A 20,762-nucleotide genomic window follows, 5' to 3' on the forward strand; every position below is an offset into this window, starting at 1 on the left:
CCGGCACGCGCGCTGGCGGCGCCAGCGCCGCCGCGAGCGCCGGTGTTCTGGAGTCGCTGAGCGAGCGCGAGCTCGAGGTCACGCGCCTGCTGGCACAGGGCCTGTCCAACAAGCGCATCGCACGCACGCTCAACGTCTCGCCCGAGACGGTGAAGTGGCACCTGCGCAATGCATACGGCAAGTTGGGCGTGACCGGCCGCGACGATGCCGTTGAACGGCTGCGCGACCTGGAGTCCGCGGGCGCGGCCCCACAACCCTGAACACCTCCCTACCCGCTATGGGGAGGGCGCGTCGCGGCCAGCGTTGCTTCAATCCGGGCAAGACCTGTCAGGAGTGAAATTCATGGGCGTACTTTCCGGTATTCGCGTGGTGGAGTTCGAGGCCATCGGCCCCGGGCCGTTCGGCGCCATGCTACTGGCGGACATGGGCGCGGACGTGATCCGCATCGACCGCCCCGTGGCCCCCGGCGACCTCGGCCCGAAGATGGAAGGCCCGCGCATCAACGTGGTTGGCCGCGGCCGCCGCTCCGTCACGCTGGACCTGAAGAAGCCCGAGGCGCGCGAGGCGGCCCTGGCACTCATCGAGCGTGCCGATGTGCTGATCGAGGGCTTTCGCCCGGGCACCATGGAACGCCTGGGCCTGGGCCCCGACGCGGCCCTGGCACGCAACCCAAAGCTGGTTTACGGCCGCATGACCGGCTGGGGCCAGACCGGGCCCATGGCCGACCGCGCCGGGCATGACCTGAACTACATCGCCCTGTCTGGCGTGCTCTCGGGCATTGGCGCTGCGCCAGGCGCCAAGCCCACGGTACCGCTGAACGTGGTGGGCGACTACGGCGGCGGCGGCATGCTGCTGGCCTTAGGCGTGCTGGCCGCGCTGGTCAACGTGAAGAACGGCGGCGCCGGCCAGGTGGTGGATGCCGCCATGACGGAAGGTGCCGCGCAACTGGGCGCGATCTTCTGGGGCCTGCTGGCCTCGGGCAACTGGCGCGAGGAGCGTGCCAGCAACATGCTCGACGGCGGCGCGCCCTGGTACGACAGCTATCGCACGTCCGATGGCGAGTACATGTCGGTGGGCCCGGTCGAGGGTCGCTTCTATGCGGAGCTGCTTGAGAAGCTGGAGCTGGCCGATGCCGGACTGCCCTCGCAGCACGACCGCAAGGGCTGGCCCAAGATCCGCGCCGCGCTCGAGGCCGCCTTTGCGAAGCGCACGCGCGACGAATGGAGCCAGGTGTTCGAGGACAGCGATGCCTGCGTGGCGCCGGTACTGAGTTTTTCGGAGGCGCCCAACCATCCGCACAACCGCGCGCGCGGCAGCTTCGTGGAAGTGGATGGCGTGATGCAGCCGGCCCCGGCGCCGCGCTTCTCGGCCACGCCGTCGGCGCTGCCAATACGCGAGCCCGAACGCGGCGAGCACGGCGCGGCGGCGCTGCGCGACTGGGGTTTTGGCGAAGAAGCCATCGCCGCGCTCAAGGCCCAGGGCCTGGGCGCTGACTGAGCGCCCGCGCCGCACCTTCGGGCCTCCTGTTTTCGTCCAAACGCTGGGAGTCAAGCTCATGCAAGCAATGAAGCGCCGTCACTGGTTGGCCAGCACAGCCGCACTGGCTGTTGCGCCTTGGGTTCGTGCCCAGGGCAGCGACAACTGGCCCAGCCGCCCCATCCGCCTGGTGGTGCCCGGCCCGCCGGGCGGTGGCACCGACATCCTCGCTCGCCTGCTGGGCGAGAAGCTTTCGGCGGCGCTGAAGCAGCCGGTGATCATCGACAACAAGCCAGGCGCCAATGGCATGTTGGCTTCGGCCGAGGTGGCGCGCGCCGCGCCCGACGGCCAGACCCTGCTTTTTTCTTTCGCCTCTGCGATGGCGATCAATCCCAGCCTGTATGCGCGCGCGCCGGACCCAGTGAAGGACTTCGAGGCGGTGGCGCAGATCGGCCTGACCGGCAACGTGCTGCTGGCATCGCAGAATCTGCCTGTACGCAGCTTCAAGGAATTGGTGGCCTATGCAAAGGCACGCCCGGGCGAGCTGAACTACGCGAGCTGGGGCACGGGCTCCGGCGGGCACCTGACCATGGAGTCGCTGCTGCAGCGAGCCGGCCTGCGCATGACGCATGTGCCCTATAAAGGCACCGCGCCCATCATCGTGGACCTGCTTGGCGGCACGCTGCAGTTGGGCTGGACGGACGTGAGTTCACCAGTGCAGTACATCGAATCGGGCAAGCTGCGCGCGCTGGCGGTAAGCGGGACCCAGCGCGTGCCGCACATGCCCCAGGTGCCCACGCTGACTGAGGAAGGCTACCCCTTCGAGACAGCGGGCTGGTACGGCGTATTCGCGCCGGCGCGCACACCGGTGGCCATCGTCGAGCGGCTCAACGCGCTGGTGGTGGCCACCGTGGGCAGCCCGGAGTTCAAGGCCCGGCTCGATGCGCTGAACCTGCCCAACTCGCCCACGCCCACGGCGCGGGAGTTTGCGCAGCTGGTGGCGAAGGACACCACCACTTGGCGTAGCATCCTCCAGGGTCTGGGCATCAAGCCGGAGTGAGCGCGGCCCCGTCAATGAGAAAGCCCGCCCGCGCGCGATTGCCGCCTCTTCTATTAAGTTCATGGAGTCACCGATGAAAGAATTGCGTCTTGCCGCAGCAGGGTTGGTTTCGTTCGCGGGTGCAGTCTGTTTTTCTACTGCAGCGACGGCTGCACCGCCCACTGCCGGAGGTGCTTCTGTCACCGAATCCAAGCAAGTGGACGCTGAGAAGGCCTTGGCATTGGAGCTCTATGAGTTCGCTTTTCCTCTCGTGCTGATGGATCTGACGATGCAACAGGCGACCAATGTGCCGAATGCCAGCACCGTTCCAATGCGAGCACCGGTCAATCAGTTCGCACATTTCCGCAGCTATCCACCGGGCGATGCAAAGGATGTGGTTCGCTTCAATTTCGACACGCTGTACTCCTTCGCCTGGCTGGACCTGAGCAAGGAGCCCGTCATCCTGACGGTGCCGGACACGAATGGGCGCTTCTACCTGGTTCCGACGCTTGATATGTGGACCGACGTCTTCAGTTCGCTGGGGTCGCGCACCACCGGAACCAAGGCGGGCCACCTTGCCTATGTGGCGCCGGGGTGGCGCGGAATGCTGCCGGCTGGAGTGCAGAAGATCGTCGCGCCGACCCCAGTGGTGTGGATGATGGGCCGAACGCAGACCAACGGTCCGAGCGACTATGAGAACGTGCACAAGGTGCAGGACGGCCTCAAGCTCACGCCGTTGAGCGGATGGGGCAAGGCGTACAAGCCGCCCACGTCGTCCCGCGTAAGCGACAAGGTCGACAACAAGACCCCGCCGCTGGACACCACGCTGAAGCTCAGTGGCGTTGAAATGATGGCACGCCTCGCGGAACTCATGAAAAAGCATCCGCCGCACGCCAATGACTACCCCATCGTCTTTCGCATGAAGCAGATTGGCATGGAGCCTGGCAAGAGCTGGGACCCCAGCAAGCTGAGCCAACAAGCGATTGCGGCAATCAATGAAGCGCCCAGGACCTTCATGGATGCAATGAACCGTATCCGAACGAAAAGCCAGTTCGAAAATGGCTGGTACATCGCTCTGGACAACACGGGCACGTATGGCACGTCCTACCGCCAGCGCGCACTGGTTGCCCTGAGTGGATTGGGGGCAAACCTGCCGGCAGACGCCATCTATCCGACGCTTCGGCTGGACAGCGAAGGAAAGCCGCTCGACGGAGCCAACAAGTACGTGCTTCACTTTGAGAAGGAAGCACTGCCTCCTGCCAATGCGTTTTGGTCGCTGACCATGTACGACGATGCGGGGTTTCAGGTGCCCAACCGCTTGAATCGCTTTGCGATCGGGGATCGCGACAAACTCAAGTTCAACGCGGACGGCTCGCTGGACTTGTACCTGCAGGCGGAATCACCGGGGGCTGACAAGGAGGCGAATTGGTTGCCCGCGCCCAAGTCCGGCATCATCGCGCCAACATTGCGGCTCTATTCACCCCGACAGTCCGCATTGGATGGCACCTGGCTCCCGCCGGCGGTCAAGCGAGCTCAATAGCTGCAAGGCATTCGGTTTCAAGTTGCGGTCATCCAGGCACGGCGGTTCACTTGCCGTGCCGGCTTGGCGCGAGCGCTACTCCACTTTGGCGCCCGACAGCTTGACCATGCGCTCCACCACCGGCAGCGCCGCCTCGTAGTCCTTGCGGAACTGTTCGGCACTGGTGCCCATGCCGTCCATGCCGTAGGCCTGGAAGCGTGCCTTCATGGCCGTGCTGTGCACCGAGTCGCGCGCGGCCCCTTCCAACTGCGAGAGGATGGGGGCCGGCGTGGCGGCGGGCGCCATCATGACGACCCAGCCGGGCAGGTTCAGCTCGGCATCGGTCAGGCCGGCCTCGGCCAAGGTGGGCACCTGGGGCAGTTCGGGCAGCCGACGCGTGCCCACGATGGCCAGGGCGCGCGCGCGGCCGCTTTCGAGGTGCGGCATGAAGGTGCCGGCCGAGCCGATGGCGACGGGAATCTGTCCGCCCACCAGGTCCTGGATCATGGGTGCCTCGCCCTTATAGGCCACGTTGGTCAGGTCCAGCCCGCGCGACTGGCTCAGGTAGGCGCCGGCCAGGTGCGGCCCGGTGCCAACGCCGAAGCTGCCGATGCTGAGCTTGCCCTTGTTGGCCTGGGCCCAGGCCAGGAACTCCTTCATGTTCTTCACCGGCACGTCGCGACCGACTCCCAGCACCAGCGGGCCGGTGCAGACCTGGGTGATGAAGGCCAGGTCGCGCCGCACGTCGTAGGGCACCTTCGAGTACATGAAGGGTGCGTTTAGGATGGGCGCCGAGATGGTGAACAGCACCGTGTACCCGTCAGGTTGAGCACGGGCTACGGTCTGCGTGCCCAGCATGCCGGTGGCGCCGGGCTTGTTGTCGACCACGATGGTGGCGCCCATGCGCTTGCCCATTTCGTCGGCCATGGTGCGGGCCAGCGCATCCAGCCCGCCACCCGGCGGTGCGGGCACGACGAACATGATGGGCTTGCTCGGGTAGCCCTGGGCGAACGATGGGGCGCCGCAAGCCAGGGTGGCGACCGCGGCGGCGGCGTTGATCAGGGTCCTCCTGCGCATGAGGTGTCTCCGTCGAAGTTGTGAAAGGAAATGGAAACAGCGCGCGCTCAGCGGGTTGCGCAGACCACGTGCGGCTCAGGCGTGTCTTCGTAGAGCGCCTCCACCAGCGCGGCGCGGCGCGTGCGCACGGCGGTCTGGTTGACGTAGCCCTTGTCGGCGATCTCGTTGGCATCCATCGAGGGCGGCTCGGCCATCAGCAGTAGGCGCTCCACCCGCTGGCTGGCGGTGCCCGCACCCTGCGCGGCGAGGTGTTCGCGCAGGCGATCAAGCAGCAGCGGGTGCTGCACCAGCGCAGCCGCGTCCAGTCCTTCCAGCTCGGGCAGCAGGCGCTTGCATGCCGCCACATTGGGCCAGGCCAGGGCGGCGATGAAGGCGCGGTCGTGCCCGCAGACCACCGCGTCAGACAGCAGGCCCTCGCAACGTTCCAGCAGGGCCAGGCGTACCGCGCCGGTCTGCACCCAGGTGCCGTTGACCAGCTTGAAGTCCTCCGCCACGCGGCCGGCAAATTGCAGGCCGCGAGTAGCGTCCTTCGGGTCGACCAGTCGCACCGCGTCGCCCATGCGGTAGAAGCCTTCTTCGTCGAAGGCCGCGGCTGTCAGGTCGGGCCGGCCCAGGTAGCCGCTGAATACGTGCTCGCCGCGGATGCGGATCTCGAAGCGGCCGTCGCCGCCGGGCAGCGGTACCAGCTTCACTTCAGACCCAGGCATGGGCACGCCGATGTTGCCCACGTCGTCGCTTGGCCAGGCGCAGAAGGCGCCCAGGCCGGTGGTTTCGGTGGCGCCCAGGCCGCTGCAGAACACGACGCGCTGGCCGATGGTTTTTTCGGCCACGCGGTGCATGCGCTCCCATGTGTCGCGCGGCAGGCTGGCGCCGCCATAGGCAAAGTTGCTCACGCGGGCGAAGAAGTGCTGGGCCAGTTCGGGGTCGCGCTCCAGCTCGGGCGCGAGCATGTTCCAGGCGACTGGTACGCTGGTGAAGATGCTGGGCGAAAGTTCGCGCAGGTTGCGCAGCGTGCGCTCGAACAGCCCCGGCAGCGGGCGTCCGTCGTCGATGTAGTGGGCGGCGCCCAACACCAGCGAGCGGCCGAAGTTGAGCACCCCGCCCAGGCCGTGGTGCCAGGGCAGCCAGTCCAGGAAGAGCGGTTGAGGATCGACGAGCTCGCCCAGTTGGTGCTGCATGTAGGCCGCCACCGCCTGGCAGTTGCGGTAGGAAAGCGGCACGCCCTTGGGCAGGCCGGTGGAACCCGAGGTGAAGAGGATGCGCGAGAGATGGCCCGGCCGGATGGCGGCGCGTGCCTCGGCCACGCGTTGCGAACGCTCGGGCGTGAGTTCGGTGTTCACCAGCGCGGACCAGGCCATCTGGCCATCGGCTGCATCGCGCACCGAGATCACTGGCGCCTGGGGCAAGTCCAGCGCAGCCAACGCGCGCGCCAGTTCGGCGGCCGACTGCACGAACAGGGCGCCGGGTTGGGTCAGGTCGCGCACGCCCTTGAGGCGCGAGAAGTCCTGGCTCAGCAGCGAGTAGGCGGGCGAGACCGGCGCCGTAGGCACGCCCACCAACTCGGCCGCGAGCAGCACCACGGCCTGCTCGACGGAGTTGCCGGAAAGCAGCATCAGGGGCCGGTCCTGGCCCAGGCCGAGTTCGAGCAGGCCGGCGGCTACGCGCTGAACCTGATCCCACAACTGGCGCCAGTTCAGTCCGCGCCAGCCCTGTGTGCCATCGCGCTCCTGGAAGGCCGGGGCCTCGGGGCGCTGCTGCGCCCACAGTGGAACGAACTCGGCAAAGGAGATCTGTTCCATCTGGCGCACTGAGTGCGCCGAGCGCAGCAGCATCGCGCCGTCCGGGCGGCGCTCCACCAGTGTGTGCGGCTGGGGCATCCGGGTGGGCCGGTAGCTTTGGAGGGCGGGGGCGCGACTGATGGCGATCGTTAGCATGGCGCTGATGTCTCCGTGCCTGCAGCGGCAGGCGATGTGCTTCTAATCCTGCCCATGAGCTTAGAAAGCTGCTGCGCCGATGACGCTACCCAATGCGGGTGGGGAGGGATTTCCCGAGGCGTGGCCCACCCTCGCTCTGCTGCAGGAGGATGTCACGCTGGTACCCGTCAGTGAAGGCGAGTGGCGCGGGCGTCAGCCTGGACATGCGCCGTCTGCATGTCACTGGTGAATTTGTGCATCCGCCTCGGCCGGTTCGACAGCTCAGCACCAACAACTGCTTCGGCCATCAAGAGCAGCCTTTCGCGACGATCTTCTGACTGGCTTTCCGCTGCCCTCCGGCCGAAAACACGGAGCCGCCTTGCTGCCTGGAGGTCCGCTTTTTGCGATCAGGATAGATCCGCCGAAGATGGCCCTGCAGCGAAAGCGGCCTATCGAGATTGCGACTGGATTCGACCGTTTCGCATTCAAAGCCGAACTTGATCGGAACGTGCGATAAAAGCGATAAGTCCATAGCGTCAAATTCGTCGAGCCATCGGCTCGCTCGGGGCCTCTATCGGTCCACCAAGTTGGCAGCGGGTGCGCTCAGCGCGCCTTCGGCTCTAAAGTACCCCATCACGGTCGCCACGCTGTGGTGGCCGGTTAGCGCCATCGTCTCGGCCAGGGGCACGTTTTGCTTGCCGGCCTCGGTCACAAAGCCCGAGCGCAGCGAGTGCGCGGAAAACTCCCCCTCGAGTCCCGCCAAAGCGCAGCGCGCGCGCACGATGTCGCGAACGGCCGCCGGCTGCAGCGCTTCGCCGATGTGTCCGCCGCGGCGCACGCGCCGAAACAGCGCCCCCTCGCGCACGCCTTGCGCGGCCAGCACCGCGAGCCACTTGCGCATTGCCAGCGCGGCGCTGCCCACCAGCGGCTTGGCGTCTTCGGGGCGCAGTTGCGCCGCTTGGTTCGTCTTGGAGTGGCCCAAGGTGAAGACATAGGCCCCGCCGGCGGCGAGCCGCAGGTCTTGCAGTCGGGCGCTGGCGACTTCGGAGCGGCGGCGCCCACCGGTAGAGAAGGCGAACAGGAGCAGGGCGCGGTCGCGCGTGCCCTGCACGGACTCGTCGCAGGTGGCGAGCAGGCGCTGCAGCGGCTCCTTGGTCAGCGCGTTTTGTCGGCGCGCGCGCTCCCCGCGCTGGGCATAGGCGCGGCGGGTGCGCGCGAGCAGTTCGCGCACCAGCGCGTCGGCGCAAGGGTTGGCTGGCGGGGCCTTGGCCGCAGCGGCACTGGTGGACGCGTCGAGGGGCTCGCCCGCGCGCAGCAGCTCGTGCGCCTTGGTCATGACGGACACCCGGTGCAGCAGGGTGTTGAGCGCGGGCGCGCCGAGTCGGGCCTTGTAGCCCTGGCGCACCAGCGCCTCGTCCACGGCGGGCGGCAGCTCGGTGACCAGGTCCGCGCAGGCGAGGGGGTCTGCAGCCGGGGCCTGTCGCGCATCCGCGTCGAGCTCGGCCGTGACGTCGTCGGCGGTCTCGGTCGATGTCGTGGCCGATGCCGCGGCCGAAGGGGTGGCTGTGTCCTCCGGCTGGCGCGCGGCGTGGTCCACGATGAACTGGATCATCACCGGGACGGGCAAGGGCAGGGTGAGCGCGGCGCCATAGCGCAGCGCGTACCAGGCGCACCAGTAACGCAGGGCCGAGCGATAGGACGCCTGGGTGTTTTTCGCCTCGCCCTGGCGCATCAGCGCGCGCGCGGCTGCTTCCGCGGTGCGCGTGAGCTTGGCGGGGTCCAGTGCGGCAACGCCCTTGGCCGCCGCGGGCAGGGGCGAGGGCTGAGCGGGCAGCGCGAGTTCGGTCGCTGCCGGCATTGCGTTATTTATATGACGTGCCATGTATGATACCGTATCTAATACCCGTGTTAATCCACGGTAATGTTCCCTTATCGTGGGTTATTTATAGCGCCAAGGCCGGCCTCGCGCCCGAAAAGTTCGAGCGTCTTCGATCAGGTGCGGGCAGGACAGAAAGGACCACCATGAACCAGGTCGTCACGGAATTCAGGGGGCGCGGCATCCAGCAATCGGACGTATTCGCGGCCGCGGACGCGCTGTTGGCAGAAGGCCTGCGTCCCACCATCGAGCGCGTGCGCCAGAAGATCGGGCGCGGCTCGCCCAACACCGTGAGCCCGATGCTCGAGCGTTGGTTCTCAACGCTTAGCGCGCGCATGGCAGGCAGGACATCAGGCGTTTCCGCGATCGATGAGGACGATCCGGTGCCGGCGGCGGTGCACAGTGCCGCTCAGCTGCTGTGGGACACGGCCCGACGCGAAGCCCAAGCCCATGAAGAAAGTGCGCAGGCCAGCGCACATGAAGACCTGCGAGCGCGCGAGGCTGGTCTCGTCGAAGCGCAGGCCACGCTCACGCAACGGGAAGTGGCGTTTGCGCAGACCCGCTCGGGCCTCGATGCGGCGTTGGCTGCGGCCCAGCAAGTGGCCGAGGCGCTGCGACTGCAACTTCAGGAGCAAGCCCAGGAAGCCCGGCGCGTACGTGGCGACTTGGAGGGCCAGGTCCTGAGGCTGAATGGCCAGGTGGGGCAGTTGCTGGAGCGACATGAGGCCGCGCGCCAGGCGCACGACCAAGCGATAGCGATCAAGGATCAGGACTTGCGTCAAGCCGAGGAGCGCCATGTACAGCAACACCAGCGCATGCTCCTGGAGGTCGATCGCGCGCGCCAGGCGACCAAGTCGTTGGAGGCCGTACTAGCGCAGGAGCAGCAGCGGCGAGTACGCGGCGAAGAGGGCGCTGCCCAGAGGCTTGCTGCCGCGCAGGACACTCTCCAGCAAATGCGGGACAACAGTCGAGCCACGGAAGCGGCGCTGCGTTCTCAACTTGCCGCCCAAGCAGTGGAGCTCACGGTGGCCACGGGCGATGCCGCTTCGACACGACAGGAGATCGAGACGCTCCACATCCGCCTGGAGGATGAGAAGCGTACGCATGACGCCACGCGCGCGCTGCTGGCACAGGCACTCGCCACCAGCGCAGGCCGGCGCGATGGGCGCGGCACGGATGCGCCTCGCAGCAGGCGCGCTCCCGGGCCCGGCGGCTCGGCGACCTAGCGCTACGAAGCGCCATTTGCTCGGGCTTTGGTTTCAGACGCACAACCACCACGAAGGGCCGCACAGCAGTCCGTCTGCGGCGCGCCTTCGTTGCGGCCTAAGCACTAATTCCGCCGAAAACCGTTGGGAGCCGTTGCGCGCCCGGGAGGTCTGTGGAGATTGGTGAAAGTAGACGCTTTGCCAATCCCAACATCTATGCGGGCGCGCCTGAGTCCCGATTGAGCTCGGCGGACAGGGAATCAGAAATTCAGGAGGAAAGCGCTTTGCTCAATCTCTGAATTTCTTCTTCGATATGCTCCTTACGAATTATCGATAACCTAAGTGGGCGAGTCCATCCAATTTCCGCGACGGACACATCGCCTCCAACCGTGTTTGTTTCTTTGTCTATGAATTCCAGGGTGCATTTTTTGAGCACCTGACGTCGACGGTTGGCCCAAGCCTCTGTTCTTTGTTCTTTGATGTCAACTTCGTATCCATCCAAATCGGGAGAGGTTGCCCTTCCGCCGCTCACTTGCTGTTCATTCGGAGGTGCGCTGAACTTGGTATCTTTGCGAATCACCCGCGTCAGTTCATCTATGACCATTTTGTCCCCGATCATTGCAACATGATTAGGTAAGACGGAGCTATGTTCATAGCGCAGTTCATCACCTTCAAATCCCAGAATTTTGACTACATCGCATCGAACTCGTCGCTGATATCCCACCATCTCTTCTCCGAATAGAAGAAACTGAAGATCAGGCTGCTTCATTGCATTTTTTCGGAAATCTAGGCATGTCTTCTGGCAGACGGATATCAGAATGAATGCAAGCATCGACACGGTAATCGGCGGCAACTCTTCCGAGCCAAAGTTGTAGCTGTCGTCGTAGCTACAGTCTTTGAACCTTCCTTCAAAATTGCGTTGCCAATAGACTCGGGGCTTCCCTTTTTCCGTGGAATCCCTGTCGAGAAACATGCAATTGCGAACGACGTCTTGGAACGCGTTAAGCGTGGTTGAGACGAGAGATAGCGTACCTGCATATGCAATCCCAAAGTTGCCAGCAGTGAAGTCGGAAAAGTAATTAAATCTTCCTAGACTGACGCGAGGTATCCTGTATCGGGGCTCAAAAATTACGATCTTCTTGTCTTCCGCCAGCACGCGCGCGGGGTGGTTATTGCTGATCAAGCTATCGGCGACAGCCATTAGGCTGGTATTGGTGATATGCAGGGAAATAATGGTCATGTGTTCTTGTAATTGGATCCTATTGCGATTTGCATCGAATTGTCGCCCCCCCCCGTGTGAGCCGATCGCGCAATCATCGGTTATATATTGATTTGCGCCCTCGCTTGTTCCCACTCGCGCGAGAGTTGGTCATTCATGCGGTGAAACAGTCGCGAGGACAGCGTTATCCCACTGTTGGCCTTGGCGGCTTCATACACACCCAGAGACTCAAGCGTCATGGCATCAAACGCCTGATCCGGCGGCGTTGCATGAAAGATTCGGCAAACGTCGTCGTAGGTCTTTTCGAAACGCATGCGTAACCACTCCAGCCGCAGCCAGCGCGAGACGATCTGTTCACTGAAGACTGCTTGAGACACCGCCACGACGATGCCGAGATCGGTCTCGCGGTGCATCAGGCAGATCAACCACAGCGCGGTGTACACCACGATCTTGGCCCGCTCGAGCCCTACCATGCGCAGTGCTATGGCCTTGCTGAAGTGGCTGTTCTCCAGTATCTGAGCTGCCATCCGCCGCGTCCCTGGCGGCTGGCCGTTGTTGTAGTAGCCCTCGGTTCTGTCCAAGCCGCTTAGTCCCACACCGTAGGCATTGCCTACGAAATCCTGGCGTCGCTTGTCCTCGGCGCGCGGCGCCAAGTAGAGCCGGGTGGCCAGTCCAACGGCAAACAGCCCAAACACTGACACCGCGAATAGGATCTGCAGCCAGTTGTAGATCACCGGATGCGCCGCTTTGTCCATCAGCAATGCCGCCAGAGACAGCGCGCCGCCCAAATAGAAGAGACAGTCGGCCCAGCTGTCGGCACGTGCGAGGGCGTCGAAGTAGCGTTCTCGGATGGGGTCAGACTTGGACATTGGTGCCTTGATTTTTAAGTGTTCGATCCAGGTCGCACGTCAACGCTGTGCCCAACGTCTCGCGGTGGATTCAGGATGTTCGCCACCGCCGGACCACTCGCCTGTCGTCAGCCAGAGCTCGAAGTAGTACAGCCACTCCGCCGTCCACGGAATGAAGGTGTCCGCCATCTTCATCGTCGGGATCCAGTCGCGGCCCCTCGGCCACCACAGGCACAAGCGAGTCCCCTTGCCCTCATAGGCATACGTATGGGGGATCTTGCGCCCCCCTGCCAGCACCTGAAGGTCCGGCTCCAGGACGATAACGTCAGGCTGTTGGCAGTCCGGCTTCACCTTGAGCAGACACTGGTAGAGCCGGCCGAATTCGCCCGGCGCTATTTCCGCCTTGAACAGCAGGGTGCGGCCGCTGTGGCGCACCGTGGCGTCGGGAAAGCGCAGGATGCGCAGTTCGGCAGCTCGTTGCGCCATCGTCGGAATCGGTGCTCCCGGGAAACGGTGGCCTGCCATCAGTCGCCGTAGAAGGTGTGACCACGTGAAGGAAGGAGCAGGGCGCCAGTGCCGGCAGTGCCGACCGTAACGAGTCGACGGCCGGATGGTGACCCGGCGCGCGGCGCTTCCAGTTCGCGCACCGCCTGGGCTGCTCGCCCTCCGAAGCAGCGCTGAACGATCTGTAGCAGCTCATCGAGGCCACGGCGCTGCTCGATGCATTCCAGCACGTCTTGCAGGTCAGCCTTGAGGCGCAAGTGCCATTGCAGGTAGGCCTGCTGATGCTGCGGAGTGTTCATGCCACTGGCCAGGTTGTCGCCAGGCGCCGTCTGATTCGGCAACTCCCAGTATTCACCACCGCCAACCAGAGGCTCGCGTCGAATAAACAGAGGCATCATGTCCACGATGTCCAACAACAGGTCCAGCGGACTGTCGTGCGCGATGGGCGCTCGCGATGCATACGCCGTGGCGGCCAGGACCGTGATGAATACGGATTTGGGTGAGAAATCCGGCCCCATCGCGGCGGTGCCGAACGCGACATTTCGGTGCAGTTTCAGCAACTGCACGAGACGGCTGAGCAGCCGGCTTTGCACCTCGACGGCGTCCGGGAGGGGTTGGAGCTCGCCGCGCACGATCGCCTCATCAAGGGTCATCGCCTTGCTGACCGAGAACACTGCCTGCACCCGCGCCGCCATGGAAAACGCGTCCGACAGTCCCTTGGGGTTGGTGGGCTCGAACAGCTTGAGGCGGCGGTCGGGAACACGGGCGTGGGTATCGCCGTAGCGAATACCTACACGCGGGTCGTCGATGATGGGCGTGATATCGACGCACATTCCATCGGCGTACTCCAGCGTGACACAGCGCTCCCAGCGCTTCAGCGCCAACCCATGTGCCTCGGCGTAGCGTTTGACGACGGCGTGCAGGTCGTTGATGAGCGCAGCGGGATCTTGGCCGTACTTCTGCATAGCTGCGCGCTTCAGACGCAAGACGCTGTCGATGTCGAAGCCCTCTGGTCGCTGGCGCATCGGTCGAATGATGGTGCCAAGGGCTCGCGAACCCTGCGGGTGCACCTGGAGGATCAGGTCCGCGAATTCCGATGAGCCCATGATGTACTCGGAAGTCGCGTTGTACGAGCGTTCCAGCGCGTCCATCTGGGTCGTGGTCGGCTCGTTGTGCTTGGCAACGGCATCGACTAAACCAAAGAATTTGAAGCCTGTGTTCGTCGAAAGTTGCCGCTTCAACGGCTGGGGCAAGGGATCGCGATTCATCTTGAAACTCCTTTTTCCGGCTCTGGTACGAGCGCCGTTAAGTTGCGGGTCCTCGACCGACATGGCATAGTCGATGTCCGGCCAGACAACAGAGAATTCCTGGAAAACTGGTGGAATACTCACTGGAACTTCCGGCCCTGTTGCCCAGCCAGGCAACACTTTACACGAATTTTTCGAAGGAAGCTATTTAATGGCGCAGTCCGGCTTGGGCACGCTTTTGCGCAAGTTGCGCGAGGCTCGAGATCTGTCGTCGCGAGAGCTTGGGCAGCTCGCCGAGACCGATCACACCTACATCTATCGACTTGAAACTGGTGAAAAGCAGTCGCCCTCTGAGGAGGTGCTGGGCAAGCTACTGAAGGTCTTGAAGGCAAAACAGCGCGAGGTCGAGATGGCGCAGTTCATGTTGAACAACGATGTCAACCCAGACTGGGTGGAGCACGTGCTGCAATCAGACATGACGGCAGAGATGTTTGAAATGGGGGCCACGATGCGGCACCGCGGTGCAGGGCGGCCAGACATGGCGGCTATTGAGGCGCGTGTGCGGAAGGCGTTAGAGGACGATGACGAATGATCGATGAACTGGCGATCCGTCTCCAAGCTCGCAAATTCATTGCTGGTCTAGATCTGTCCCAGATCGACCACGATCTCTCGGTCTATACAAAGAAGGTCAAGGCGAAGCTCACCGTGGAGGACCTGGGTGAAGGGGAGTCGGGCTACACGCTCACGCGTCGTGATGGCAGATCGTCGATCGTGGTCAACGAGTTAGAGCGCCGGGAGCGGCAACGTTTCTCGGTTTGCCACGAGGTGGCCCACCTTGTGCTGGAACTCCCGTCGAACCACCAGGAGACGCCGGCGTGGTCGTACGCCAAGCGCGATGAAAACGAGATCGCCTGCGACATTTTTGCATCCGAGTTGCTTATGCCATTCGAGGCCTTCAAGCGGGATGTCGACCAAGAGCAGCCCTCGTTCGACCTGGTGGAACGACTTCGCGCCAAGTATGTGGTGTCCTTCGCTGCCTGTGCATCGCGCTTGGCCGCGGTTACCGACTACCCATGTGCTTTTGTGTTCATGAGTTCGACAGTCGTGCGCTATGCGTCGAGGTCCAAGGCGCTGCGCGACCTGAATGCCTGGATTGAGATTCGTTCCCCAATCCCCCCCGGATCGGTTGCCAGTCGCTTGGTTAACGACGGCGAGTGGTCAGGCGAGGACTTCTGTATCTCTCAGGACGTCTGGTTTCGGGACTGGCCAAAGGGCTTTGACTTGATCGAACTAGCCAAGCATTACCCCAGCTTTGATGAAACCTTCGCGCTAATTTGGTTCGAGCAGGACAGCGGTCCCGATGAGCCCGTCAAGAACTGGGGAGGCACGCCGATTCAAGAAGACGGTGATAGTCTGAGGGAACTCGACGGCGTACTGAGCTTCAACAAGAAGACAAAGAGGCGCTGAGCCCTTTTCTTGAGGCTGAGGGCAGTGGCGGCGCCCTTCGCCCGTCGATCAGCCGTGCCAATGGCGAGCGGTGACCGATCCTACTGCTCGCGGCGACCCCAGCCCTGTCGGCACGCTGGGGTGGCCGGTGAGTTCGATGGCGTCCGACAGGAAGGTCATGTCGGCCTGTCTGGGCGACGAACCGCGGGCGTAGTGGTGCGTACGTAAATCGCCCGGCTCCTGCAGGCGTGCAAGCTGTCCTTGACGAGGTGCCCAGCGGGGCCGCGCGCGGCCGGGAACGCTGCCCCAGCTTCTTCTCGTTCAGGGCGAACGAGCTCTGTAGGCGCCGGCAAGGAGCCACCCTATCGCACAACCTGTTTCATCCGGCCCGCTCTGGGCGCCGCCCCGGAAACCTCTTCGCCAAGTTGGCCTTTTGGTTTGACTCGCTTCACCTCCGTGATGTGGAAGTTGCTAGTACGAGCATAGAGAAATGGGGAGTATTCATCGCGCAGTTCCTTGCCCAAAGCGTCGAATACCTTTTGAGCCTCCACGCGGATGTTCGCACCGCTACCGTTCGGATAGATCGCGCCGTAGACACTCTCTTGCGAATGTGTCCCGGCCGAGCCGCCATGAAGCTCCTGTGAACACAAATCCTCCAGACGACCGAGATCGACCAGGAGGGCGAGGGCGGCAGTCGAACCTGCGCCAGGAAAGTCCTTGGAAACATGACCAGCGAGCCAGCGCAGCGCAAAGTCCATGTTCTCGCTCTCGACGGTCAACGACATTCGCGCCATTTCGCGAGATCGCCGCAGCGCCCGCTCAAGAAGCGCGCCGATGATGGGGATCACGAGACTTACTCGGCCGGCCCCTGCGCGGCGAACGAGCAACAACGCTGTCAGCGCCGCCGCCGCTGCAGCGGCAGGCTTGGCGCTAACGATCACTGCCCTGATGAAGCTATTCAGTTGCTCAATTTTCAGTCCGCCATCCGTTTTGCCACGCAAACCCAGGCCAAGAATGAAGAGGGACCAGGGGTCGATCCCATCGGGTCGCGCCGTCAAGTTGCGTGCGGCCATGGAAACCACGTTTGGATAGCGAGCGAGGAAGCTGAGCAAGGTTGCAGAAAAAGGGCCATCGCTGCCCCGCAGTACCTCGTACCAGTCAGCGGTAAAGGCTGCGTCGGGCGCATGCGTGAGATACCGCAATACGTCTGATGTCAGGAATGTTGAGTACTCAGTCAACGTTCTCGGCGACAGAGGGGCGACGCGCGCGCGCTCGGCAACCAGAAACTCCTGAAACGAGCGGTGTGCAAAGAACAGGGCTCCAGCTTGCTTCTCTTCCGTCAGGGATGAGACGATGTATTCATTGAGCTTGCCCTCATCGTCAGCGGACCTCCCGTTGGATAGGCCCTCAATCAAACTCTTGGGAATCTCCCGCCGCAAGAAGAAGCCTTGCGCCGCGTGCAATCTACTCCAGCTCCACCAAGCAAGCTCGCGCTGAAATTTCAAGCGATCGTCGATGGGAATGCCGCGTCGCGCCTTCTTCTTGCCGTCGCGCTCCACCATCTCGCGGATGAAGTGCTCGTACAGCAGGTACTCATTGAAGCCCTCGAAACTGAATTCGGGATTCGAACCGAGCTCGGCCACGATACTCACATGGACAGGCCGCTTCAACAGGTCCTCAGGGACCAAGGCTAGGACTTCTGCAATGCGCTTCTGCAGAAAATCGGCGGGATAGGTGAACGCGTGATTTGCTGCGTGTCGCCTCATCAGGCTATCCAGCGAAGCGGTCAACAGACGCAGCGTCTCTTCCTTAGTGAAGTACGCTAGCCGCCGTTCTTCCCATGGCAGATATGCCGAACTGGCGATGAGTTGCCCGCCTACGGTTCGGCGGCCCCTAAAAACCAGTTCTTCCGTGTCGGTAGGCAAGGCGTTGGGACGCCCAAGCAGGATCACCTTTGCGTCACCGGTGAGCAGCCGATTGAACTCCTCGAAATTCGACAGGAAGTCCGACGCGGACATGGCATGCTTCATTTCATCGAAGCCATCCAGAATCACCAGCAACCGCCCCGCGCGATTTAGGTGCTCAAAGGTCGAAAATCGAAAGTCGGTTCTGGCATCGTCGGCTGTGAACTTGGCGCCGAACAACCCCTCTAGGCGTGTCTCGTGTACGACCGTTCCGAGCCGATGGAGGATTGGTATGCGAGCACCGGGATCGGCCAGATGCCGCCGCGCGTACAGTGACGCCAGGCGATTCGCAAAGCTAGTCTTTCCTTGGCCATAGCTCCCGCGAATCGCAAGTCCGCGTCCCTGACTTTGCTGGATCCATTCGTCGACGAACTCTAGTGCGGTCCCCGCCTGGTCATCGATGCGCCCTTCGATATAGGGAGTGTCTTCCACCGGCTTTGTGTCAGCCAGCTCCTCCACGTAGGGGCGAATGCCAAGTAGGCTTTCCCCGAGTTCGTCGACGGTGCGGTGTGTCGCATTGGCCCAAGATCGAACGAATTCACCGGCGGCGTCATTCAGTGGTTTACGGCTGATGATCAGGACTTCGTCGACGCTACCGTTTTGCTGCATGGGTGCGTAAAACATCCGGATCTTGCCGAGATCATCCTTCGTGAGGGTTCGCGCATAGTCCTTGCACTCCACGGCGTAGCGCTTTGTTGCGCCAAAGGGCGCAGCTGCCGTGAAGTGGATATCGACCTTCGTGCCATCGATGCGCCGCTCAACTTCGGCGTCGGGATACTTGGTGCGTAGCAGGGTGCAAATCTGATCCCTGAACACATTGCCTACTTCGGTGGTGCTCACCCATCTCTCCTCATCTTTTTACGACGATGATACAAAGCGCACGCAGCGCGCGTCGCGGTGCAGTGGGTGGCGTTGCCATCTTGACGCCCGAGCAAAACACTGAGTCGAGCTGTAGGGACGAAAGTCCCACTCTGCCCCTGGACGCTTCGTCGCCACAGGAGTGACTAGCCGGCTCGAGTCCCAAGAGTAGCTCGACGAGATCCACGATTCGAATGGGCAGCTGCTGCACGCAGGCGTGCCCTGACCCGTGCATTAGGTTGTCGGCGACTGCGGCTTTGCCGGTGGCCATGGAGGGGCAGTCAGCTCTTCTGCCGGATCCGCGACTGTCCACGATCGCCAAAGTGCCTCGAGCGCAGGGAGAACATTGTCCGGAACCTGCATGTTCGAAACGAGCGCCAAGAGATGCTGGTACTGTTGTTCCAAGTGCTTCGCAAGCACTTCTGGTTGGGGATGGCTCCTGATGAGTGCCTTCACCGTTCCCATGATCGTGAGTGCTTGTGCGAAATCAAATGTCGCGGTGCCGCCTTTGAAGGAGTCCATTCGCATGCCCCTAACGGGGATCCAAGTTGGGGAATCTGAATTTTGCCCCGGGATCGATTGCGCTTTCCGCGCTTCAGTTGCGAACGAAGCGTCTACGGCGCTCCTGACCTTTGCCGTGCAAGTGCCGCAACTGTGCCTCGCGCTCAAGCAGAAGGCCCTGAGCTACCCCATGGACTCGACTCGCGGAACGAGAATATGAGGCGACGAGGCTTGCGCAAAACAGCGATAGAACGACTGGCACCAGGGCAATTGCGAGGAGGTTCCCATCCTTGCTTTCGAGGCCCTGTTTGACCAAGTACGCTGCGATTGCCCACACCACCCCGATTCCCCACCACATGGTGGTGAGCCGACGGCGCATTGCCGCTTCCGCGTGCGATACAAAAAAGCGAACGGTTGGGATCTCGTGTTCGTTGAGTTCCAACAGTTGCGGAAACCGAACCCTGGACGCGGCCATATCCGAGTGGTGCCAGCCCGCGAAGCCGAGCGCGCTGGGGCGAGCGAGCACGAAGCAGAGTGTTATGAGACAAATCCATGTCGGAAAGTACGCGTCCAGGTCTTCGGGGCGAACGAAGCCGGTTTGCTTGATTGCATGAAGTGCAATGCATGAACTAACAACCAGTGCGAACCATGCGCACAACGCACGCAAGGTGGAGTGGCCTGAACTGAACGTGAGTTCTAGCGGCAATGAATGTTTCGCAAACCAAGACGCCAATCGGTGGTGACCACTCCTGTGACTCGGGCGTCCACGCGTCACGCCTAGCTCGCAAGCCTCAAGCAGTAGTTTGGCTACGGCATGCGCTTCAGGCTTTGTGGATTTGACCGTCATTGGTTCAACGAATTGAGAATGTTCGAATGATCGTAGCTTGACTGCGACTATGCGGTCAGACCAAGCGCCCTCGTGGCCACCGCCTTACTCGTCGTCCATGAGGCGCGCCAAAGGTGATGCGAGCGATCCCTCTGCGCGAAAGTACCCGAGCACGGTGGGCACGCTGCGGTGGCCCGTGAGCGCCATGGTGTCCGCCAAGGAGAGGTTGCGTCGGCCTGCCTCAGTCACGAACCCCGAGCGTAGCGAATGCGCCGAAAAATCCCCCTCGATGCCGGCGAGCACGCAGCGCTCCTTGACGATCTTGCGCACTGCGGCTGCGCTGAGTGGCTCGGCGACTTTCTCGCCTTTGCGCACCCGACGGAAGAGGGCGCCCGAGCGGATCTGGCTCGCCTGCAGCCAGGCCCCCATGGCCTGAGCCGCAGTACCGGCCAAGGGCTTCACATCCTCGGGGCGCGTGACTCCCGCCTGATTGGTCTTGGAGTGGCCCATCGTGTAGAGGTATTCGCCGTCCTGCACCTTGTGCAGGTTTTCTAGGCAGGCGCTGGCCACCTCGGAGCGACGTCGACCGCCACTTGACCAGGCGAAAAGGAGGAGGGCGCGGTCGCGCAGCCCTCGCAGGCTCTCGTCGCATGTGTCCAGTAAAGCTTGCAGCCGCTCTTTGGTGAGCGCCCGTTGCTTGCGGGGCAGGGCGCCTCGCTTGGCGTAGGCCCGCCGGGTTTTCGCGAGCAACTCGCGCACCGCAGGGTCCGCGCAGGGATTTGGATGCCGCGCAAGTTGATGGGCCTTCGACAAGACCGACAAGCGATGCGTTAGGGTGTTCAAGCTCGGCGCACCCAACTTGCCCTTGAATCCTGCGGCCACCAGGGCCTGGTCGACAGTAGTCGGCAGTTGAGTGACCAGGCCCACGCGGGTTGTGCGCTGAGCGTGGTCCACGATGAACTGCACGACCACGGGCGTTGGCACCGGCAAGCGCAACCTTTGGCCATATCGCGCGGCATACCAGCCTGACCAGTAGCGCAGCGCCGACCGGTAGGCGGCCAGCGTGTTGGCGGATTCGCCTTCGCGCAGCAGTTCGTCGGCCGCCTGCTGCGTGAGCTCCGACAGTTGCGTCGGATCAAGCAGCGGATGGCGTTTAAGTGCGGGTACCAGGGGCAAGCTAGAGGTCATCGAGCAGGCATCCGATAGGGTTAACTCACTGTCGCATCGAAAGAATATCGCATTTA

Annotated in this window: 17 protein-coding genes; 7 read left to right on the forward strand and 10 right to left on the reverse strand. The window is 63.0% G+C overall.

The genetic code is table 11. The features are described 5' to 3' along the window. The 4 genes from VSO01S_RS19060 to VSO01S_RS19075 form a co-directional block, all read left to right on the forward strand. A partial coding sequence (locus tag VSO01S_RS19060; protein ID WP_153305319.1) for a helix-turn-helix domain-containing protein occupies positions 1-260 on the forward strand: 260 nt, incomplete at its 5' end. Positions 261-342: 82 nt separating this feature from the next. Continuing rightward, positions 343-1,497 carry a CaiB/BaiF CoA transferase family protein gene (locus tag VSO01S_RS19065; protein WP_068644386.1) on the forward strand — a complete coding sequence of 385 codons (1,155 nt, stop codon included), beginning with the start codon at positions 343-345 and terminating at the stop codon, positions 1,495-1,497. 58 nt (positions 1,498-1,555) lie between these two features. After that, complete coding sequence (locus VSO01S_RS19070; RefSeq protein WP_068644387.1) at positions 1,556-2,536, forward strand: Bug family tripartite tricarboxylate transporter substrate binding protein; 981 nt, start codon at positions 1,556-1,558, stop codon at positions 2,534-2,536. Positions 2,537-2,609: 73 nt separating this feature from the next. Further along, positions 2,610-4,055 (forward strand): DUF1254 domain-containing protein, encoded by a 1,446-nt coding sequence (locus VSO01S_RS19075; RefSeq protein ID WP_084241966.1) that lies wholly within the window; start codon positions 2,610-2,612, stop codon positions 4,053-4,055. Positions 4,056-4,130: 75 nt separating this feature from the next. Here VSO01S_RS19075 and VSO01S_RS19080 read toward each other — a convergent pair whose 3' ends face one another. The 3 genes from VSO01S_RS19080 to VSO01S_RS19090 form a co-directional block, all read right to left on the reverse strand. Then, positions 4,131-5,111, reverse strand: coding sequence for a Bug family tripartite tricarboxylate transporter substrate binding protein (locus VSO01S_RS19080; RefSeq protein ID WP_068644389.1), 981 nt, complete (start codon positions 5,109-5,111; stop codon positions 4,131-4,133). A gap of 47 nt (positions 5,112-5,158) precedes the next feature. Further along, the gene (locus VSO01S_RS19085; protein ID WP_068644390.1) at positions 5,159-7,045 is read right to left on the reverse strand and encodes a feruloyl-CoA synthase; all 1,887 of its coding nucleotides are present in this window, start codon (positions 7,043-7,045) and stop codon (positions 5,159-5,161) included. Positions 7,046-7,595: 550 nt separating this feature from the next. Then, a complete protein-coding gene (locus VSO01S_RS19090) occupies positions 7,596-8,882 on the reverse strand; it encodes a site-specific integrase (RefSeq protein WP_245684252.1) in 1,287 nt (428 codons plus the stop codon). Between the two features lie 164 nt (positions 8,883-9,046). Between VSO01S_RS19090 and VSO01S_RS19095 the strand changes: the two genes are divergently transcribed. Continuing rightward, positions 9,047-10,126: a DNA-binding protein gene (locus VSO01S_RS19095; RefSeq protein ID WP_068644391.1), complete on the forward strand. Its 1,080-nt coding sequence runs from the start codon at positions 9,047-9,049 to the stop codon at positions 10,124-10,126. 247 nt (positions 10,127-10,373) lie between these two features. Here VSO01S_RS19095 and VSO01S_RS27235 read toward each other — a convergent pair whose 3' ends face one another. The 4 genes from VSO01S_RS27235 to VSO01S_RS19110 form a co-directional block, all read right to left on the reverse strand. After that, positions 10,374-11,345, reverse strand: a complete 972-nt coding sequence (locus VSO01S_RS27235; RefSeq protein WP_153305320.1) for a hypothetical protein — start codon at positions 11,343-11,345, stop codon at positions 10,374-10,376. A gap of 80 nt (positions 11,346-11,425) precedes the next feature. Next, positions 11,426-12,193, reverse strand: a complete 768-nt coding sequence (locus VSO01S_RS19100; RefSeq protein WP_068644392.1) for a hypothetical protein — start codon at positions 12,191-12,193, stop codon at positions 11,426-11,428. Positions 12,194-12,232: 39 nt separating this feature from the next. Beyond that, entirely contained in the window at positions 12,233-12,658 is a 426-nt protein-coding gene (locus tag VSO01S_RS19105) for a type II CBASS E2 protein (protein WP_245684253.1), read from the reverse strand. Positions 12,659-12,696: 38 nt separating this feature from the next. Next, complete coding sequence (locus VSO01S_RS19110; protein ID WP_068644394.1) at positions 12,697-13,944, reverse strand: nucleotidyltransferase domain-containing protein; 1,248 nt, start codon at positions 13,942-13,944, stop codon at positions 12,697-12,699. Positions 13,945-14,017: 73 nt separating this feature from the next. On the opposite strand from VSO01S_RS19110, the gene VSO01S_RS19115 reads away from it, so the two are divergent. Together VSO01S_RS19115 and VSO01S_RS19120 are read left to right on the forward strand one after the other, a co-directional pair. After that, the gene (locus tag VSO01S_RS19115) at positions 14,018-14,515 is read left to right on the forward strand and encodes a helix-turn-helix domain-containing protein (RefSeq protein ID WP_245684254.1); all 498 of its coding nucleotides are present in this window, start codon (positions 14,018-14,020) and stop codon (positions 14,513-14,515) included. Next, complete coding sequence (locus VSO01S_RS19120) at positions 14,512-15,390, forward strand: ImmA/IrrE family metallo-endopeptidase (protein ID WP_068644396.1); 879 nt, start codon at positions 14,512-14,514, stop codon at positions 15,388-15,390. The genes VSO01S_RS19115 and VSO01S_RS19120 overlap by 4 nt, the downstream gene beginning before the upstream one ends. A gap of 341 nt (positions 15,391-15,731) precedes the next feature. Here the strand turns inward: VSO01S_RS19120 and VSO01S_RS19125 are convergent, their stop codons facing one another. The 3 genes from VSO01S_RS19125 to VSO01S_RS19130 form a co-directional block, all read right to left on the reverse strand. Next, on the reverse strand, positions 15,732-18,173 hold the full coding sequence (locus VSO01S_RS19125; protein WP_068644397.1) for an NACHT domain-containing protein: 2,442 nt from the start codon (positions 18,171-18,173) through the stop codon (positions 15,732-15,734). 252 nt (positions 18,174-18,425) lie between these two features. Further along, positions 18,426-18,713: a hypothetical protein gene (locus tag VSO01S_RS27240; RefSeq protein WP_153305321.1), complete on the reverse strand. Its 288-nt coding sequence runs from the start codon at positions 18,711-18,713 to the stop codon at positions 18,426-18,428. Between the two features lie 910 nt (positions 18,714-19,623). Continuing rightward, a complete protein-coding gene (locus tag VSO01S_RS19130; protein ID WP_068644398.1) occupies positions 19,624-20,706 on the reverse strand; it encodes a site-specific integrase in 1,083 nt (360 codons plus the stop codon). Positions 20,707-20,762: the final 56 nt, after the last annotated feature.

Origin of the sequence: Variovorax soli NBRC 106424 (assembly GCF_001591385.1) — a bacterium.
In the GTDB taxonomy this organism is placed as follows: domain Bacteria; phylum Pseudomonadota; class Gammaproteobacteria; order Burkholderiales; family Burkholderiaceae_C; genus Variovorax; species Variovorax soli.

What these genes read in the sequence shown, in the direction of transcription:
- VSO01S_RS19085 (WP_068644390.1), bottom strand. Translation starts at nt 7,045, where the DNA reads ATGCTAACGATCGCCATCAGTCGCGCCCCCGCCCTCCAAAGCTACCGG.
- VSO01S_RS19065 (WP_068644386.1), top strand. Translation starts at nt 343, where the DNA reads ATGGGCGTACTTTCCGGTATTCGCGTGGTGGAGTTCGAGGCCATCGGC.
- VSO01S_RS19090 (WP_245684252.1), bottom strand. Translation starts at nt 8,882, where the DNA reads ATGCCGGCAGCGACCGAACTCGCGCTGCCCGCTCAGCCCTCGCCCCTG.
- VSO01S_RS19075 (WP_084241966.1), top strand. Translation starts at nt 2,610, where the DNA reads ATGAAAGAATTGCGTCTTGCCGCAGCAGGGTTGGTTTCGTTCGCGGGT.
- VSO01S_RS19115 (WP_245684254.1), top strand. Translation starts at nt 14,018, where the DNA reads ATGTCCGGCCAGACAACAGAGAATTCCTGGAAAACTGGTGGAATACTC.
- VSO01S_RS19095 (WP_068644391.1), top strand. Translation starts at nt 9,047, where the DNA reads ATGAACCAGGTCGTCACGGAATTCAGGGGGCGCGGCATCCAGCAATCG.
- VSO01S_RS19080 (WP_068644389.1), bottom strand. Translation starts at nt 5,111, where the DNA reads ATGCGCAGGAGGACCCTGATCAACGCCGCCGCCGCGGTCGCCACCCTG.
- VSO01S_RS19070 (WP_068644387.1), top strand. Translation starts at nt 1,556, where the DNA reads ATGCAAGCAATGAAGCGCCGTCACTGGTTGGCCAGCACAGCCGCACTG.
- VSO01S_RS19110 (WP_068644394.1), bottom strand. Translation starts at nt 13,944, where the DNA reads ATGAATCGCGATCCCTTGCCCCAGCCGTTGAAGCGGCAACTTTCGACG.
- VSO01S_RS19100 (WP_068644392.1), bottom strand. Translation starts at nt 12,193, where the DNA reads ATGTCCAAGTCTGACCCCATCCGAGAACGCTACTTCGACGCCCTCGCA.
- VSO01S_RS19130 (WP_068644398.1), bottom strand. Translation starts at nt 20,706, where the DNA reads ATGACCTCTAGCTTGCCCCTGGTACCCGCACTTAAACGCCATCCGCTG.
- VSO01S_RS27240 (WP_153305321.1), bottom strand. Translation starts at nt 18,713, where the DNA reads ATGGACTCCTTCAAAGGCGGCACCGCGACATTTGATTTCGCACAAGCA.
- VSO01S_RS19105 (WP_245684253.1), bottom strand. Translation starts at nt 12,658, where the DNA reads ATGGCGCAACGAGCTGCCGAACTGCGCATCCTGCGCTTTCCCGACGCC.
- VSO01S_RS19120 (WP_068644396.1), top strand. Translation starts at nt 14,512, where the DNA reads ATGATCGATGAACTGGCGATCCGTCTCCAAGCTCGCAAATTCATTGCT.
- VSO01S_RS27235 (WP_153305320.1), bottom strand. Translation starts at nt 11,345, where the DNA reads ATGACCATTATTTCCCTGCATATCACCAATACCAGCCTAATGGCTGTC.